General features: G+C 34.4%; 15 protein-coding genes and 1 riboswitch. Of the genes, 2 read left to right on the forward strand and 13 right to left on the reverse strand.

Annotation, left to right across the window (positions count from 1 at the left end; translation table 11 throughout):
* Positions 1–125: 125 nt before the first annotated feature.
* The 11 genes from E0I26_RS05255 to E0I26_RS05305 form a co-directional block, all read right to left on the reverse strand.
* Positions 126–1,370 (reverse strand): sulfate adenylyltransferase subunit 1, encoded by a 1,245-nt coding sequence (locus E0I26_RS05255; protein WP_131915453.1) that lies wholly within the window; start codon positions 1,368–1,370, stop codon positions 126–128.
* 209 nt (positions 1,371–1,579) lie between these two features.
* Positions 1,580–2,479, reverse strand: a complete 900-nt coding sequence (cysD, locus tag E0I26_RS05260; protein WP_131915454.1) for a sulfate adenylyltransferase subunit CysD — start codon at positions 2,477–2,479, stop codon at positions 1,580–1,582.
* Between the two features lie 125 nt (positions 2,480–2,604).
* Positions 2,605–3,306, reverse strand: coding sequence for a phosphoadenylyl-sulfate reductase (locus E0I26_RS05265; protein WP_131915455.1), 702 nt, complete (start codon positions 3,304–3,306; stop codon positions 2,605–2,607).
* A 68-nt stretch (positions 3,307–3,374) separates the two neighbouring features.
* The gene (locus tag E0I26_RS05270; protein ID WP_131915456.1) at positions 3,375–4,277 is read right to left on the reverse strand and encodes a sulfite exporter TauE/SafE family protein; all 903 of its coding nucleotides are present in this window, start codon (positions 4,275–4,277) and stop codon (positions 3,375–3,377) included.
* Positions 4,278–4,389: 112 nt separating this feature from the next.
* Positions 4,390–4,800 carry an RrF2 family transcriptional regulator gene (locus E0I26_RS05275; RefSeq protein WP_099713589.1) on the reverse strand — a complete coding sequence of 137 codons (411 nt, stop codon included), beginning with the start codon at positions 4,798–4,800 and terminating at the stop codon, positions 4,390–4,392.
* Positions 4,801–5,014: 214 nt separating this feature from the next.
* Positions 5,015–6,187 carry a trans-sulfuration enzyme family protein gene (locus tag E0I26_RS05280; RefSeq protein WP_131915457.1) on the reverse strand — a complete coding sequence of 391 codons (1,173 nt, stop codon included), beginning with the start codon at positions 6,185–6,187 and terminating at the stop codon, positions 5,015–5,017.
* A 47-nt stretch (positions 6,188–6,234) separates the two neighbouring features.
* Entirely contained in the window at positions 6,235–6,663 is a 429-nt protein-coding gene (locus E0I26_RS05285) for an OsmC family protein (RefSeq protein ID WP_131915458.1), read from the reverse strand.
* Positions 6,664–6,689: 26 nt separating this feature from the next.
* Complete coding sequence (locus E0I26_RS05290) at positions 6,690–7,208, reverse strand: GNAT family N-acetyltransferase (RefSeq protein ID WP_131915459.1); 519 nt, start codon at positions 7,206–7,208, stop codon at positions 6,690–6,692.
* A 69-nt stretch (positions 7,209–7,277) separates the two neighbouring features.
* Complete coding sequence (gene thrA / locus E0I26_RS05295; RefSeq protein WP_131915460.1) at positions 7,278–9,692, reverse strand: bifunctional aspartate kinase/homoserine dehydrogenase I; 2,415 nt, start codon at positions 9,690–9,692, stop codon at positions 7,278–7,280.
* A 19-nt stretch (positions 9,693–9,711) separates the two neighbouring features.
* Positions 9,712–10,674: an alpha/beta fold hydrolase gene (locus tag E0I26_RS05300; protein WP_235831716.1), complete on the reverse strand. Its 963-nt coding sequence runs from the start codon at positions 10,672–10,674 to the stop codon at positions 9,712–9,714.
* A 78-nt stretch (positions 10,675–10,752) separates the two neighbouring features.
* Positions 10,753–10,877: riboswitch (SAM riboswitch) on the reverse strand.
* A 231-nt stretch (positions 10,878–11,108) separates the two neighbouring features.
* Positions 11,109–11,318: a hypothetical protein gene (locus E0I26_RS05305; RefSeq protein ID WP_131915462.1), complete on the reverse strand. Its 210-nt coding sequence runs from the start codon at positions 11,316–11,318 to the stop codon at positions 11,109–11,111.
* Between the two features lie 756 nt (positions 11,319–12,074).
* Between E0I26_RS05305 and metK the strand changes: the two genes are divergently transcribed.
* On the forward strand, positions 12,075–13,325 hold the full coding sequence (gene metK, locus E0I26_RS05310) for a methionine adenosyltransferase (RefSeq protein ID WP_131915463.1): 1,251 nt from the start codon (positions 12,075–12,077) through the stop codon (positions 13,323–13,325).
* Positions 13,326–13,461: 136 nt separating this feature from the next.
* Positions 13,462–15,234, forward strand: a complete 1,773-nt coding sequence (locus E0I26_RS05315) for a DUF4153 domain-containing protein (protein WP_131915464.1) — start codon at positions 13,462–13,464, stop codon at positions 15,232–15,234.
* Positions 15,235–15,288: 54 nt separating this feature from the next.
* Here the strand turns inward: E0I26_RS05315 and E0I26_RS05320 are convergent, their stop codons facing one another.
* Together E0I26_RS05320 and E0I26_RS05325 are read right to left on the reverse strand one after the other, a co-directional pair.
* Positions 15,289–17,991, reverse strand: a complete 2,703-nt coding sequence (locus E0I26_RS05320; RefSeq protein ID WP_131915465.1) for a carboxypeptidase-like regulatory domain-containing protein — start codon at positions 17,989–17,991, stop codon at positions 15,289–15,291.
* A 58-nt stretch (positions 17,992–18,049) separates the two neighbouring features.
* Positions 18,050–18,940, reverse strand: a complete 891-nt coding sequence (locus E0I26_RS05325; RefSeq protein ID WP_131915466.1) for a GLPGLI family protein — start codon at positions 18,938–18,940, stop codon at positions 18,050–18,052.
* Between the last annotated feature and the right edge of the window lie 100 nt (positions 18,941–19,040).

The raw sequence follows: 19,040 nt of genomic DNA on the forward strand, positions 1-19,040 counted from the left end.
AGCCGAAACTGGAAATATTATTATACTTTATTTTACTCTTTTTGTAAAAGGTTGAATCCTTAACTACTGGAATATTCTTTATCCAGTATGGCACCCTTCCCTTCGGGGAGGGCTGGGGTGGGGATTTAGTTTATAAAACCAACTCCTGCGGTTGTATTGGTTGCAGCATCAATTAAAATAAAAGCTCCGTTTGATTTGTTGTCATGATAGGCATCAAAATACAGAGCTTTACTCAACTTAATATTCACTTCACCAATTTCATTAATGGCTAATTGAGTGGCCGGAGTTGCTCCTGAATAATCTGTTGCAATTACATTTTTTACACTTTCAATTTTTGCCAAAACTCTATTGGTATTGTGCTGAATAAAATATTTTGTCCCCGGAACTAACTTTTTGCTGTCCATCCAACAAATTGTGGTATTGATATCTTTTTCAATTCTTGGAAGCTCATTCGATTTTACAATCATATCACCTCTAGTCACGTTAATGTCATTTTCCAACTCAATTGTTATAGAAGAACCTGCTGTCGCTTCGTCGAATTGTTTATCGAAAAAATGAATGTTAGTCACTTTCGATTCTGTCAAAGAAGGAAGAACGGTTACCGCATCACCTACTTTAATATTATCTCCATACAATTTTCCTGCATACCCTCTAAAGTCGTGATATTCCTCAGTTTTTGGTCTAATTACCGTTTGAACGGGGAAACGCGCTTGTCCTTTTTCGTATACATCTTTTGGCTCTAAAGCCTCTAAATGTTCCAATACCGTTTGCCCAGTGTACCAAGGCATATTTTCTGATTTATCAACTACATTCCCACCGTTGATCGCACTTAACGGAATGTAACTAACCGTTTGTTCTTTGAAAGTGCTTTTTGCGTTTAAGGCCTGAAAATCAGCTTTGATTTTGTTGTACACTTCTTCCGAATAATCAACCAAATCCATTTTGTTTACCGCAACGATCACTTCTTTTACACGCAATAAATTATTGATGAAAAAGTGACGGTACGTTTGCTCAATAACTCCTTTTCTGGCGTCAATCAAAATGATTGAAACCTGTGAAGTCGAAGCTCCGGTAACCATGTTACGTGTATATTCTACATGACCTGGAGTATCGGCAATAATGTAACTTTTCTTTGCTGTCGAAAAATAAATATGCGCTACGTCAATCGTGATTCCTTGCTCTCTTTCGGCAACCAAACCATCGGTAGCCAATGAAAAATCTAAGTAATCGTATCCTTTTTGCTTGCTGCTTTTTTCTATTGCTTCAATCTTATCTGTAGTCAATGACTTTGTATCGTACAATAATCTTCCGATTAATGTGCTTTTCCCGTCATCTACACTTCCTGCTGTTGCTATTTTTAAAACTTCCATGTTTTATTTTGAGTTTAAAGTTTTCCTCACCCCAGCCCTCTCCTTTGGAGAGGGAGCCGAGAGTGGAAATAATAATTTTGTATTTGCTCTTGCTCCGCAAAGTCTCTGACTTTGAGGATATGTTGAGCGGTCTTAGACCGCATTATAATAATGAAGGTCAAAGACCTTTGTACACTTTCTCAAAGTCGGAGACTTTGCGAAGCTTATTCCTAAAAGTACCCTTGTTGTTTTCTTTTTTCCATTGCGGCTTCAGAACGCTTATCATCTATTCTGGCACCTCTTTCGGAAATAGTTGAAGATCTAATTTCCCCAACCACTTCTTTGATAGTAGCCGCATATGAATCAACGGCAGCAGTACAACTCATGTCTCCAACGGTTCTAAAACGAACAACTCTTTCTTCGATTTCTTCGTCTTCTTCTTGAAACACAAATGGAGAATGCGACCAAATCATGCCATCTCTCAAGAATACTTTACGTTTGTGTGAAAAGTAAATAGATGGGATTTCGATTTGTTCTTCCTCGATATAACTCCAAACATCCAATTCTGTCCAGTTCGAAATTGGAAAAACACGAACGTTTTGACCATTTTCAATTTTTCCGTTCAAAATATCAAACAATTCCGGACGTTGGTTTTTCTCATCCCATTGACCAAAATCATCACGAACAGAGAAAATACGCTCTTTTGCTCTTGCTTTTTCTTCGTCTCTACGCGCTCCACCAATACAAGCATCAAATTTGAATTCTTCAATAGCATCCAAAAGTGTTGTGGTTTGCAAACTGTTTCTGCTTGAATATTTACCAGACTCTTCTATTACTTTACCTTCATCAATAGCGTCTTGGACATTACGAACGATTAATTCTAATCCTAATTCAGCTACTAATTTGTCTCTAAAAGCAATGGTTTCAGGAAAATTATGCCCTGTATCTACGTGTAAAAGTGGAAACGGAATTTTAGCAGGAAAAAATGCTTTTTGTGCCAAACGCACCAATGTAATTGAATCTTTTCCACCAGAGAAAAGTAAAACTGGTTTGTCAAATTGAGAAATAACTTCTCTAAATATGTATATCGCTTCGCTTTCTAAAGCATTTGTTTTTAATAGTGTGCTCATCTGTATTTTGTTTAAAAGTTTCAGTCTTAAAGCTTTAGACCGTTGCAGTCTAAACTAAAATCTCTTAACTATTATTGTTTTTTCTATTCTCTTTATTCTATTTTCTAAAATCTGCCTTCTAACCTCTATTTCTGGTGTAAACCACATTCTTTATGGCTTGATTCCCACCACCATCTTCCGGCTCTTATGTCTTCGCCAGGAGCAATCGCTCTGGTACATGGAGCACAACCTATGCTTATAAACCCTTTTTTGTGCAGTGCGTTTTGCGGCACATTATTATCATCAATATATTTTTGAACTTCTTCTAAAGTCCATTTCAATAATGGGTTGAATTTTATAAGTTTAAAATTGGTATCGTATTCAAATACCGCTAAATCATTTCTGTTTTCTGATTGCTCGGCACGCAAACCAGTAATCCAAATTTCATTTCCTTTTAAAGCTTTAGTCAACGGCGCTACTTTTCGAATAAAACAACATTCTTTTCTGTTCTCAACCGATTCGTAAAAGCTGTTTGGTCCTTTTTGGTTCAGCAAATTTTCTACAGCAGAAGCTTCCGGAAAATAAACTTCGATGTGTTTTTTATATTTCTTTAATGTCTTATGAAAAACATCATATGTCTCTTGAAATAATCTTCCTGTATCTAAAGTAAAAATGGTAATTGGCAAATCGTTTTTAGCAATTAAATCCGTAATCACTTGGTCTTCCTGTCCAAAAGAAGTCGAAAAAACCACTTTGTCTTTGTATTCATTAGCCAAAAAAGCAAGCGTTTCTTCTATAGTGAAGGCCGCTGTTTTTTCTAATAAAGAATTTATAATTGTTGCACTCATAATTTGATTGTTATAACCCTTTCAGGGTTCAAAACCCTAAAAGGGTTCAAAACCCTAAAAGGGTTCTTTTATATTAATTTAGACAGTGTTTTTAAACTCAAAACAATAATTAAAACGCCTACCAAAATCATCATAGGCTTTCTCTTTATTTTATTGACTAAAATAGCGGCAATTGGAGCGGCTATCACACCACCTAAAATCAACCCTATAATCACTTGCCATCCTTGAATTCCTCCAAAAAGCATAAATGTTACACCACTGGCAAAAGCTACTGCAAACTCGGCTGCATTTACAGAACCGATAGTATATCTAGGATTTCTACCACGTCCTAATAAGGTAGAAGTAACAATTGGTCCCCAGCCACCACCACCAACAGCATCCATAAAACCTCCGAAAGAAGCTAGAATATTCAATCTTTTGGTTTTCTTTTTAATGATGTTTTTTTGCATTGCTTTTCTGATAATTATAACTGCCAGCGCAATCATATACACCGCAATAAAAGGCTTTATCGCATCCCCGTCAATTACATCCGACAATAAATAAGCACCTGCAATAGAACCCAAAACACCCGGAATCAACAAATGTCTCACTAGTTTTTTATTGATATTCCCAAATCGATGATGAGAAATGGCAGAAGCTCCGGTCGTAAACATTTCAGCAACGTGAACACCTGTACTGCTGATTGCCGGCGGAATTCCATAGGCCAATAAAAAAGAAGTAGAAGTTGCTCCATAACCCATTCCTAAAGTTCCATCCACTAATTGCGCAAATATCCCGATACAGAAAAAGATTAAAAATTCCTGATTGAAGCCAGCCAAAAAGCCATTCCAGGAAAACTCAGCATAATGATTGTACACTAATGTCGAAAACAACCCTACCAACAAAACAACAGGAATTACAACCCATAAACGTTCCGCGAAAGTAGTTCCCGATTTTACATTGATATTAATCTCTTTCAATTCTTTGCCCATGCTTTTAAAATTCAACTATTTATTAAAATCTATTACCCCATCGGAATGGTAGATTATTATGCAAAAATAGAACTTTTAACTTAACTACAAAATTTATTTTGTGATTTATTATCTAAAATGCAATATCAGCCAGTGTATTGTTTTCCAATATCATAAGCGTATTGTCACGAACTTCTGTCATAAGCTTACGAACTGCACAAGTGGCCTCATCCGTACAGTCGTCACATGGCTCATAAAAATTGTGGCTGGCACAAGGAAGTAATGCAATTGGCCCTTCGAGAATTCGATAGACATGGGCCATATTTATTTCCTTAGGATCTTTTATCAAATAATACCCTCCACCTTTTCCTTTTTTTGCTCCTAAAAACCCAGAATGGCGTAACAGTAGTAAAATACTTTCCAAAAACTTAATCGAAATATGTTCACTCTTTGCTATTTCAGCAATTTGTATCGGCGTTTGATCTTTCTGGCGTGCCAAAAAAGTCAAAGCCTTTATTCCGTATTTTGTTTTTTTTGAAAGCATTTAAAAGATTTTTGATTGAAGAATTATGATTAACGATTTTAGATTTCAAAGTAATCTGAAATCTACATGTCTTTTATATTGTAACAACAAAAATATACTTTTTGATTTAAGAATAGTGAATGAAGATTAACGATTTTTGATTTGTCCTAAATCTGCAATGCTTTGCCAGTTCGCTATCGCTCGGGTCAAAAATCGTTAATCTTAATTCAAAAATCTATTTAAGCGCTTGCTCTAAATCAGCAATTACATCTTTCACTGTTTCCAATCCTACTGAAACACGCACTAAACCATCAGTAATACTGACTGCCAAACGTTCTTCAACAGATAATTTGCTATGTGTTGTTGATGCCGGATGTGTAACAATTGTTCTGGTATCTCCCAAATTTGGCGATAAAGAGCATAGTTTTAATTTATCCAAAAAGTTTCTTCCGGCTTCAAGACCGCCTTTTATTTCAAAAGCTACAATGTTTCCACCCAACTTCATTTGCTTTTGAGCAATTTCGTATTGCGGATGCGATTTCAAAAAAGGATACTTCACTTTATTAACCTGAGGATGACTTTCCAGAAACTCCGCTACTTTCAAGGCATTTTCACAATGTCTGTCTAAACGAATCGCTAAAGTTTCTAAACTTTTTGATAACACCCAAGCGTTAAATGGCGATAAAGAAGGCCCTGTAAGTCGAGAAAATAAATAGATTTTTTGTATCAATTCAGCATCACCAACTGTTATTCCTCCCAAAACTCTGCCTTGACCGTCCATTAACTTTGTAGCGGAATGTACCACTAAATGCGCACCCCATTTTATCGGTTGTTGCAGATAAGGTGTTGCAAAACAGTTATCAATTACCAAAATCAAATTATGTTTTTTGGCAATAGCTCCTAACAGTTCTAAATCGATAATATCAACAGCAGGATTGGTAGGTGATTCAGCAAAAAGAATCTTTGTATTTGGTGTGATGAAACTTTCAATTGTTTCCGGCTTATTAATATCAAAATAAGAGGTTTCAATATTCCATTTTGGAAAATAATTGATAAATAAAGAATGTGTCGCTCCAAAAACACTACTAGAAGAAACAATATGATCTCCAGATTTCAATAAAGCTGTCAAGGTTGAATACACTGCTGCCATTCCTGAAGCAAAGGCAAAACCAGCTGCTGCACCTTCCATTTTGCACACTTTATCAACAAATTCGTTCGTGTTTGGGTTGCTGTATCTGCTATAAATATTTCTATCTTTCTCCTCGGCAAAGGAAGCGCGCATGTCTTCGGCATCTTCAAACACAAAACTTGACGTTAAGTACAAAGGCACTGAATGCTCTAAATATTGCGTTCGTTCTAATTGGGTACGGATGGCTTGGGTTTCAAAACCAAATTCTTGTTCGTTCATTTTTTAAAGTTAGAAATTAGAAGTTAGAAGTTGTTGAAATTGATTACTTACGCCAATTCAACTCCGTTCAAAACTACTTTATAATGTATCGTTGCGGTTGGTTCCAATGTTTTTGAAACCGAGCAGTATTTCTCAAAAGAAAGTTGAGCCGCTCTTGCTGCTTTTTCTTCGTTGATTGCTCCTTCCAAATAAAACACCACGTGAATATCTTTGAATGGTTTCGCTTCTCCTACTTGTACCCGTTCCCCTTCAACTTCTGCTTTGAAAGAAGTGATTTCCTGACGTTGTTTTTTTAAAATCGAAATCATATCAATCGCGCTACATCCTGCAACACCCATTAATACCAATTCCATTGGACTTGCGCCCATATCATTCCCTCCAAATTCTGGTCGGCTATCTACATTTACTAAGTGACCACGTTCATTTTTTAATTCAAAGTGGAAGTTGTCGTTTACTCTTTCTAATGTTATTTTCATTGAGTTTATTTGTTTTTATATCGTATCTATTTTTGCTCAACCCCAAGTACAAAAACATCCATTCCTAAATAATTTGTTTCATACAAAATGGTCATGTCATTTTTCTTTGCTACGTTTATAGAGGCTGTATTCTCTTTTGCAATGATGGAAACAAACCGATTTGAAATGCCGTTTTCAAGTCCGAATTTCTTTAAATGTGCTGCAATTTCAGTGGCATAACCTTTACCCCAAAACTCTTGTTTTAATGAATAGGCTATTTCCATTTCATTTTTACCATCAACTTCTCGAGGTATTATCCCGCTCATTCCTATGAGATTCCCTGTTTGCTTTTCGACAACAGCAAGATGTCCTAATCCATGTGATTCGTAACGTTTTAATTGTCTCGAAATCCATTCTGTTGCTAGAACTTCTGGCTCTTTTGTCATATCAATTCCCACAAACTTGAGCATCTCATTATTTATAAAAAATTCACTCCAAATTTCCACATCAGACATGGTCACTTTTCTAAATAAAACTCTTTCTGTTTCTTGATTGAAATATTTCATTACTTTTTACTTTTAAATCATGCTTCATAAAACATTGCTTTTTTTAATACTTCTAAAAATCTTAAATCATTACCCTTTATCCGACAATCTCAAAATATCTCCAAAAACACCTCTCGCCGTCACTGCTGATCCTGCGCCTGCGCCTTGAATCACAATTGGTCTGTCGCCATATGATTCCGTGTAAATTTCGAAGAAAGAATCAGAACCTTTCAATCCGCCTAAAGCCGTATCTGATGGTACAGAAACTAGTTTTACTTCCAGATTTCCTTTATCATTTTGCAAATCGCCTGACAATTCACCTATATATCGCAACACGTGGTTTGGTTTTTGTTCCTCTTTTATTTTAGCATAAATCGGATCAAATTCAGTCAGTTTATTTAGAAAATCAGAAACATCACCTTCCCGTAAATGCTCTGGGATTAAATTTTGAATATCAACTTCTTCAAACTCATTTTGCAAGTCTAATTCTCTTGCCAAAATCAATAATTTTCGACCAACATCATTCCCACATAAATCTTCTCTTGGATCTGGCTCGGTGTATCCATTATCAATTGCTTCCTTCAATATTTCGCTGAACGAAGCGTCTTTTGCAGAAAAATTATTGAACAAATAACTCAATGTTCCAGAGAAAACACCTTTAATCTTCGTGATATTTTCACCTGAAAGGTGCAATAATTTAATCGTATCAATCAACGGTAATCCAGCTCCAACATTGGTTTCATAAAGATAACTCTTTTGATTATCCGCTAATACTTTTCGCAATTTTTTATAAAAACTATAACTTAGCGTATTGGCAACTTTATTAGAAGAAATCAAATCGAAACTGCTTTCTGCCAGAGGAATATAATTTTCAACAAATGTGGCACTTGCCGTGTTATCAATCGCAATCAAGTTCTCCAAATGATGCTCATTTGCGTAAGCAATTACATCATCAATAGTGTAAGAAAAGCCATTGTTTTGAATTTCATTTTTCCAATTTGGAGTAACGCCGTTTTTATTTAAAAGTACATTACTTGAATTCGCAATAGCAAAAACATTCAGTTTGATGTCTTTTCTTTTCTCGATAGTTGCTGCCGATTCCAATATTTGGTTAATCAAAGTTCCGCCTACTAATCCATGTCCGAAAATAGCGATATTGATTTTCTTTGAAACTCCAAAAATCTCCCCGTGAATCACGTTTAAGGCTTTGTTCAGTTGCGATTTTTTGACAACTAAACTCACGTTTTTGCCCGTAACCGTATTATTGAAAAGAATCGGGACAATTTTATTTTTTATCAACGCCGTATATGGCTTGTGAAACGTACTCAAATCCTGGCCAATGATAGAAATTACCGAAACATTATCGGTTACCGTGATTTTATTCACATCTTTTGAATAGAAATCATTTTCGAATTCTTTCTCTAATTCAATCATTGCTTTAGTTGCTTTATCAGCGGCAACTACCAAACCAATCCCTCTTTCTGAAGAACCTTGAGAAATGATGCTTACGCTAATATCATTGTCTCCCATCACTCTAAAAATACGGGCATCAACGCCAGTTTTTCCCAGCAATCCTCTTCCTTCCAGATTCACTAACGAAACATTTTCAAGTACCGAAAGTGTTTTAATTCCTTCTTTGTTAGAATTGGATGTGATTAATGTTCCTTTATTCTCGTGGTTGAATGTGTTCAAAATACGAAGTGGAATGTTTTTTTCCAACAAAGGAATAATGGTTTTTGCATGAAGAATTGTCGCGCCAAAATTAGCCAACTCATTCGCCTCGTTAAAAGTCAAATGGTCAATTTTTTTAGCATCAAGCACTAAATCCGGATTCGCGGTATAAATTCCGTCTACGTGTGTATAATTCTGTAATTCGTCCGCATTTAAGTAATTCGCAATTAAGGAAGCGGTGTAATTACTGCCATTTCTTCCTAAAGTGGTCGTGTCATTATTGTTATTAGAACCTATGAAACCCGTAACAATGTTTACGGTTGTTCCGTTATTTTGTTTGAAATAATTGATTACATTTTTCTTCGAAATTTGTTCCAAAGGTTGTGCATCACCAAATTTCGAATCGGTTTTTATCAATTCTCGAGTATCGGCAAAACGGGCATTTATTCCATTTTCAACCAAAATAGCCGTCAGTAATTTTGCAGAAAGCAATTCTCCTTTTGATAAAATCTGGTCTTTAATTTTATTACTGTAATCGCCAATTAAACTAACGCCTTCGAATAATTTTTCCAAAACATTGAATTCCTCAGACAAATCTACTTCTTGGTAATCGTCTTGTTGGTATTTTTTGAAATCCTCAAAAAGCGGTTTGTAGTCTCCGTTTTTAGAAGCAATATCCAAAATTTCTTCCAACTCATCTGTAGCATTTCCACGTGCCGATACTACAATAGCAATTTGCTCTCCTTGATTTACTTTATCTGTAATAATTGTAACTACTTTATTTATTCCGTCGCCATTTGATAAAGATTTACCTCCAAATTTTAATATTTTCATTGTGTTGTGTTTTTTTGGCTTAGAATATATCCTGAAGCAAATTGTCTAATTGTTTGTATTCTATCAAAAAAGCGTCGTGTCCGTGAATGGAAACGATTTCCTGATAGGTGACATTATTTTTATATTTTTTTAATTCCTCGTATGTTGCTTTGTTTTCATTTGCCGTAAAAAACAAGTCTGAATTGATTCCGATGATATGGATATTAGCTTCAATTTTTGACGTTATTTCCTCGAATGAAAAGCTATTTCTAGTAATATCTATCGTCTTCAACAATTGATTCATCATTTTATAAGATGAAATTTGAAAACGTTTTTGAAGCTTTTTACCGTGATGATCCAGCCAACTTTCTACATTGAAAATGGCTAATTTCTCATTGGTGGTTCTCTGAAATTTTGCAGCAAAAGATTCTGGAGTTCGGTAGCAAAGCATCGCATGAATTCGAGCATCTTCAATAGGTTTTGAAGAATTATTCAAAATTTGTTCCTGCAAAAAACAATTGGCAATTAACCAATCCGTCGATTTCCAATCAGTTGCAATAGGAATTAAATGTTGCGTGATTTTTGGCTCTAAAGCCACCAATTCCCAAGCTATTCCTCCGCCTACAGAACCGCCAATAATAGCATAAAGTCGTTCTATTTTAAGAAAACGAATGCCTTCAATAAAAATTCTGGCAATGTCTCTGGTATTAAAATCCGAATAATTTTCAATGGTAGCATCATCAAAACCATTTCCCGGAACATTAAAAGCCAGTATTGTATATTTATTGGTATCGATGGTTTTGTGTGCACCAATTAAATCATTCCACCAGCCTTTGTCTCCCACAACTTGGGAATTTCCAGTCAATGCATGATTTACCAAAACGATAGGAGCTGTATGTAACGCCGGTCCAAAAACTTGAAAACTTAAGTTTAAGATAGCATAAAAAGCCCCACTTTCGGTGGTGAAATTTTGTAATGTAATAGATGTTGGTTTATTTTCCAATTTCAAATCTTTTATGATTTTTGATTTGTGTCTGGAAATATTAGAAAGAAAGCTAGAAGTGAACTAGAAGAATTCTTTGTGTTATCTTTCCTTTAGATTCTGAAATAATTCAGAATAAAGGTAGAATGCAGCACCTTCTTCGATAAATCGAAGGGTTGCTAAGGCTTCATCGGGTCTAATCCCTCTGCCTTTCTTTATAACATTTCAATACGTTTTTGAACTTAAAGGCACAAATTAACTACTATTTTTTTTAACAACCAAATTTTTATCAAATTGGTTCTAATTGATTTATTGCAAATTGACTTAAAAAAATCACACGTACAATCATTATCCCGACGAAAGAGAAAACACAAGACCATGGTTTTATCTTTCGTCGAAATCATAATTTGAGATTTACTATCGAAGATTCAAAAGCTAAAATAACGATCACTTTTTTAAATAAAAAGTTCTTCATTTTCTTTTGAATACATTTGAAATAGTAATGAACTCGGCACTATTTTTTGTGCCAAAGGATCATTTTTTGATATTTCAAATCTTGGATGTGTCAATTCGTTTTTTGAATTGCTTTCCTTTTCTGTTCTGGTTCTGAAACTAAAGCTTTTTAGTAGCCGTAATGTCTTTGGGAAATGTTTTAATGTGCTCATACTATTTGAATTTACGATGTTAGTTTTGTTTTAAATTGTTTTTGAATTCTGAAATCTTCTTATACTTGCAAACTAATTTTAATGAAAAAACCCCTTTTAGATACGTATCCAAAAGGGGTTTTAAGTTATGTTATAAACTTATACTTTTGGAATCAACAGACACGAATGCACATAATGGCATTGGCACAAATCATATTTTTGACTTTAAAATTATTTGTATTCTGGATTTTCAGGTTATTCATTCTATAATTAATATTGTTTTGTTTTAAGCTAAATAGAGTTCAAAAAAAAAGCCTCCCATTTTCTTGGGAGGCTTTTGCTATATAAATTTTAATTTAAGCAATAGACGACCCACAGGATTTTTCCTGAATGGCTTTTGACATATTACACACATTAAATTTCATCTTTCGTTTTTTGTTGTAACAAATATGCTAACTATTTCTGAATTTTCCAAATAAGTTTCAAAAAAAATATAAAGAAAAACGAACCCCACACTCTCTTTTATATTTATATAAGCAGATGAAAAGATTTATCAGCAAAAAAAAGTTAAGATTAATTTGCAATTCAAAATGGTTTCATACATTTGCACCCGAATACAAGAGGAAAAATTTGAACTGATTGCAACCTCTTCATAATGAAATCAATTCATTATGAATACTGAAAATTTTTCAGTAGAAAAAATGCTAAAGCAGAAACTCTTCTTTAGTCCTTTTCAGCAATTATTTTTTCTCGCTTAATTTTAAAATAATAATTATTATGGCCTATTTATTTACGTCAGAATCTGTAAGCGAAGGACATCCAGACAAAATTGCAGATCAAATTTCGGATGCATTAATTGATAATTTTTTGGCATTTGATGCTGACTCAAAAGTAGCTTGCGAAACTTTAGTAACTACTGGTCAGGTAATTTTGGCTGGTGAAGTAAAATCAAATACATATTTAGACGTGCAACAAATCGCTCGTGATGTAATCCGAAAAATTGGTTACACAAAAAGCGAATACATGTTTGAAGCCAATTCTTGTGGAATTCTTTCTGCTATTCACGAACAATCTGCTGATATCAATCAAGGTGTTGACAGAGCAAATCCAGAAGAACAAGGTGCTGGTGACCAAGGAATGATGTTTGGTTACGCTACAAATGAAACAGCAAATTACATGCCATTGGCACTTGATTTATCTCATAAATTATTGCAGGAATTAGCTATTTTAAGACGTGAAAATAATGAAATCACGTATTTGCGTCCTGATGCTAAATCACAAGTAACTTTAGAATATAGTGATGACAATAAGCCAACTCGTATTGATGCTATTGTAATCTCGACACAACATGATGATTTTGATGAAGAAGCAACGATGCTTGCAAAAATCAAAAAAGACATCATCGAAATATTGATTCCAAGAATCATTGCAAAAAATCCTGCTAGCGCGCATTTATTCAATGATAAAATTCAATACCATATCAACCCAACAGGGAAATTCGTAATTGGAGGACCTCACGGAGATACCGGATTGACAGGAAGAAAAATCATTGTGGATACTTACGGTGGAAAAGGGGCTCACGGTGGTGGTGCATTCTCAGGAAAAGACCCAAGTAAAGTAGACAGAAGTGCTGCTTATGCTACCCGTCATATCGCTAAAAATTTAGTTGCAGCTGGTGTTGCTGACGAGATTTTAGTACAGGTTTCATATGCAATTGGAGTTGCTAAACCAATGGGTATTTTTATTGATACGTACGGAACTTCAAAAGTGAATTTGACCAATGGTGAAATTGCAAAAAAAGTAGAAGCTATTTTTGACATGCGTCCTTACTTTATTGAGCAACGTTTGAAATTAAGAAACCCAATCTATAGCGAAACTGCTGCTTACGGGCACATGGGTCGTACACCAGAAACAGTTACTAAAACTTTTTCTGCTCCAGGTGGAAACGAAAAAACAGTTACTGTTGAATTATTTACTTGGGAAAAACTAGATTTTGTTGCGCAAGTTAAAACAGCATTTGGATTGTAATTTTGGTTTTAGAATCATAGCAATTTAAATCCGATTATATATCAAACCCCGAATTCTGCTACTGCAGACTTCGGGGTTTTTGTTTGGCTATGTGCGGTATTATTCTTTACTTAGTAAAAAATAACTTACCAAAATTATGGCTAAATTCCCTTCTTTCCATAGCGTATTACTAGCTTCACAAAAAACCATTTTCAGATTCCCTCTGGAAACCATACTAACAATTTTAGGGACCGTATTCGCAATTTCACTCTCAGAGGAAAGAAATGATACAATGGAGAATTTTTATACTAAAAGCATCATGTGTTGCTCGCTGTGTTTGGTTTTATTTCTTTCCGTTAGTTTATATTTCTCCGCGACTCAGAAAAACAGTTGGATTCGATTTTTAACGAGTTTACTACTTGGCGGATTAGTAACTACTTTTATATTTAGCTTTTCGGAAAAAATAACGGATGTAGAAGCATTGCAATTTTTAGTACTCGATATTGCATTCCATTTACTGGTTTCGTTTGCTGGTTTTTTACCCAAAGCCTATGACCAAGAGGAATTTTGGGAATTCAACAAACAACTTTTCCTTCGTATTCTAACCGCTGGCTTGTATAGCGTTGTGCTGTATTCAGGATTATCCTTGGCTATTTTAGCGGTACATCATTTATTCAATGTAGATTTTTACGATAAAATATATCTTCACCTATTTTTTATCATCGCAGGAATATTTAATACCCTTTTCTTTTTATCCGGCGTTCCAGAAACCAACAATGGATCGACTCCACTTATTTTAAAGTATCCAAAAGGACTTAAAAATTTCACTCAATATGTATTACTTCCATTAATCAGCATTTATCTAGTGATTTTGATTTGTTATGAAACTAAAATCTTAGTCACACTTTCTTTGCCTGTGGGTTGGGTTTCTAATCTCGTTTTGGTTTTTGCCATCTTTGGAATACTCTCTTTTTTACTCGTACATCCTATTGCCGAAGAAACTGAAAATCTTTGGATGCGAACCTTTAACCGTTGGTTTTATTATTTATTAGTCCCGTTATTGGGATTGTTGTTTTGGGCTATTTTATATAGAATCAATCTCTACGGATTTACGCATGAACGTTATTATGTATTGGCATTATCAATTTGGTTAACGATTGTGGTAGCCTATTTTATAATCAAAAAAGAACCTAAAATAAAGTTCATTCCTATCACAATGTGCATAACAGCTTTGCTTACCATTCTTGGTCCACAAAGTGCAGATACAATATCTAAAAACAGTCAGCTTTCCAGATTTGAGTCCTATTTGCAAAAAATAGAAAAGGAAAAACTTACTTTCGAACAAGAACAAGATTTAAGCAGTATCGTGGATTTTTTAGAAGAAAACTATGGTTCAGAAGTGCTTCTTCCATTTGCAAAAGACAAACTAACTGCCCTGATTAAAAAGGACAAAAATCCAAACTCCTCCCAAATCATGATGGCATTAGGACTTCAATATCGTTCTGATTATGATAGAAAAGAAAGAAATAACACCGAGTATTTTTATAATTTTTACGAAAACAACAATCAAAACATAGAAAACATTCAAGGTTATGACATGTCTTTTTCTATTTTGAATACTGAAGATTTAGAATGTAACGATTGTATTACCATCGATAATAAGTCTTATTCTATTATTTCTACTAAAAAAGAATACGGCGTAGACTTACAAATCAATCAGGACATTGTTCCGTTGAAGATTGTTGATTTTGTGAATCAAACCCCAGATTTTGATTATAATGAAAATTGGAAACAAAAGATTACACAAAAAATTGAAACTCCTAAATACACGATTTTAATATACTACATGAACGTAGGTGGAGAAAGAAAAGGAAATAAAAAAACGGTAAATCAGTTCCAAATCAAAGTCCTATTGGGAATTAAAAACTAAAAAAAGGCCTTTGAAGAATAAACTTCAAAGGCCTTTTATCTTCTGGCAAATTTACTACAAATTATACTTTAAAGAAAAAATTACATACCGTGGCTGAACGGTATATTGCGAGGTTCTGGTTGCAAACTGAGTGAAATTATCATCATTTAATGAGGTCGTGTTCAACAAATTAGTCCCACTAACTTTATATTCTAACTTGCTGCCTTTCTTTTGATAAATCAAACTGGCACTCAAGAAATCATATTCATTATTGACTGTTTTGGTGTTGTTATAATAATGATAAAACTCATACTCCGCTACAAATGAAAAACTGTTCAAGAAGAAATAATCCAGTCTTGTAAAAGGCTTTTCCGTGTAAAAAGTAGCATTATTATAATCGTTGGTTACAATATTATACCCCAACTCCAGATTGGGCATATTCTTGTAATTCGTAGACGCTTTCAGAGTATAACTTTGAGTAAAACTCTCGTTTGTTGAGAACACATTATTCTGGATGTTGTTGAATTTTGACCAATTTAAATTGGCTCCCAAAGAGGCTTTGTAATTCTTCAAAAAAGAACGTCCGTAAGAACCATTTCCGGACAAAGTTTCATCGGCAAAATCAGAATTGAAAGGAGATGATGTTTGATTTACACCGTTGAATACGGCTCGGGTTTTTATCGCATCGACTCTTCTGGAATAATTGACAAAAGCGGTAATATTTTCAAAATTAAACATGTTGTATTTAAAGTAACGCAACGAATGTACTTGTGCCGTAGCGTTTTCTAAAAGTCGGTTTCCTTTTGTCAAACTGTTGTAATTTGAAAAAATAAATCCTTCGGCTAGTTGATTAATATCGGTGAAATTATTGGTGTACGAAAAATTATAGGTTAATGTTTCCGACTTTTTAATTTGATAAATCGCCAAGAAATCCGGCAATGCTCTGAAGAAATTTTGACCATTATTGGTTCCTAATTGCTCATTTGTCATAGTATAGGAATGCAGACTTACTCCAGGAGTAAAAGTGAATTTCCCACTCAAAATCTTATAATGCAATCCCAAAAACGTGTCATTAAAATTATAATTCACATCATTTGTATTCGCAACATCATCTAAATTGTTGACCGTTTCGTTATCCAAAATCTGAAAAATACTGGAATTGAAATTTTGATGGGAATACGTATTTCCTAACGTAACATTGATGTTACTTTTTGGGGTGACCATGTAATAATAATCCAATTTAGCGTCAATCTTATTGGTTTTTACAAAACGACTTTGGTTGATGTTATTTCTATTTTGACCAGAAATATAATCGGCTAAATTAAAAGGTTGCGATTGTAAATTAGCATTATAAAAAGGATCTTCCTCTTGGTACAAATGTTGCATTTCGAAAGCAAAAATATTTTTATCGCTTTGCGTATAATACAAACTCAGGTTTTGATTTACTGAAATTGGATCTTGTTTTTTTAATGTATTGATGTTTTCAGTTGTAGCATTATTGCTGACAATAGATTCTCTCAATAACGAATTATTCTCGTCTTGTTTGGACAATTTAGCCAGTATATCATAATCAAATTGAAACTTCGTAGTTGGTTTATAGCTGGAACTCAATTTGAATAATCCTAAATTACTTTTTTGATTTGCGGTTTCCTGACGATTCTCTGTAGAAAGAATTTCAGAAGAATTAGGCTGTAAAATATTCGTTTGTGACTTTGTTTCTAAATCCGTTTCAGAAGAAGAAAGAATTCCAAAACCACTTAAAGTCCACGCTTTATTTACATTGTACGAAAAATTTGTAGCTCCAAATTTAGTCTCAATTTCCTTAGCTCTATTATTTCTTAAAAGTGAAATACCCAAATCATTCGAAGACACATTAAAACTGGAACCGCCTTTTTGCATCATGCCTCTAAAACCGCCCGTGAATTTAAAATAATCCTGAACCGTCAAAGGCAATTCCCCAATATTATTAAAATTCGTAATTAAGTTAATACTGTATTTTGGATTATAATAAAACAATTTTGGGTTGATCAAATAGCGACTTTCCTCGTGTGCCACTCCAATTCCGGCTGTCATATCTCCAAACCAGAAATTTTTCTTTCCTGATTTAAGTTTGATATTCATCGCAATATTATCCTGATTGTTCTCCACTCCTTTTAGCGCACCAATTTCGCTGTAGTTTCGCAACACTTGAATTTTATCAATGGCATCAGCAGGAATGTTTTTTACACCCAACTTAGTGTCGCCATCAAAAAAATCTTTGCCTTCCACCATTAATTTGGAAACTTTTTTTCCTTCGACTTCCACTTCCCCATCGGCGTTTACCTCAACACCAGGCAGTTTTTTCAATAAGTCTTCCAGTTTTCGTTCTGTTCCGGATTTGAAAGAATCGGCATTATAAACAATGGTATCTCCTTTTATCGAAACCGGCATTTCACGAACAATTTCGACTCCGTCTAATTCAATTCCGCCTTCTTCAAGCGCAATGTTTTTAATGCTATTTTCTGAAGTTGTGGTGATTTCCAGCTCTTTATTTTGCATTCCCAAATAACTGATTTTTAAGCTATACGTAGTATTTGGTTTTAGATTAAGAACAAACTTCCCTTTGTCATTTGTTATGGCGTAGGAATCCATCGCTTTTGTGGCTTTATTAACCGCCATAACATTGGCCATTTCAAGACCAACTGTTTTTGAATCGGTAATTAACCCTTCTAATTTAACGGATTGTGCAAAGGAAATTGCGGAGATAAAGAAAAATAAAAAAAGGTATTGTTTTTTCATTTAGGAATTATGGATGAAATCGTATAGTATTGATTTTAAACTCTGATTTGGCTTATTATTACCCTCCTATTCTCATGTGCATCCCGCCATTTCCGCCGCGACCTTGATTCATTTCGCGCATCTCTTCCATTTTTTTCACAACCGTTTCGTCATACTCCTTTTGGGAAATCACTTTTCCATTGGTAGGCGCTTTTATTTCGGTTTTAACTTTAGGATTCAGAACTACTTTCGAACATAAAGTAACCGTTTTACCTTCATTTACTTCCAATATTAAACCTGGCAATCCCCAGTAGTTTTCAGGTCCTTGATTCACTGGAATTTCAGGAGTATACCAAGCTGTAATTGTAACTTCTTTAGGCATATCCAACTCATCCATAAGATTTGTTTTCTTAGTTGCACCCGCTGGTTTTGTTGCTGCGGCATCTTCTTTTTTGGGTCTGAAATTTCTAAAATCTGTTTTGCTTGCAGGACGCACAGCTGTTGCTTTGAAACAATTGTAACCACCAATAACACGGGTTTCACTTTCCATTTTCCATTGCAAATTAGGCAACGAATCTTTTATAAGAAACTCTTTCCCCATGAACTCTTTATCAACGGTATACGATTTGTCTTTTACATTTTTATAATACGTTCCGCCGCCGCCGGTCATAGACATCATCATTCGCATTCCGCCACCACCTTGACCCGGAGTATCCAACTTTTCTTCTTCTTTGTATATTGATGCCGATTTATCAAAATTAAGAATGAATGTTTTTTCGAACATTTTCTTCATTCTTTCCTCGATTCTTTTTTGCATGTCCGGAGTCATGTCCTTATTGCCTTCCATTCGCGTTTTAAAATCGGAGGTGCTCGTTTTCGATTCGTAAACTGCCATTCCTTGAAATTCCTGAGCGTGAAGTCCCATAAATGATGCGACTGTTACTACTAATGTGAAAATTACTTTATACATACTTTTGGATTTTAATAAATAAGACTGAAAAATACTGTTTTTGTTACTGGTATTCTGTTAAAATAATAATAAGACATTCCTAATTACAAAAGGTTTAATT

Origin of the sequence: Flavobacterium rhamnosiphilum (assembly GCF_004349195.1) — a bacterium.
In the GTDB taxonomy this organism is placed as follows: Bacteria; Bacteroidota; Bacteroidia; order Flavobacteriales; family Flavobacteriaceae; genus Flavobacterium; species Flavobacterium rhamnosiphilum.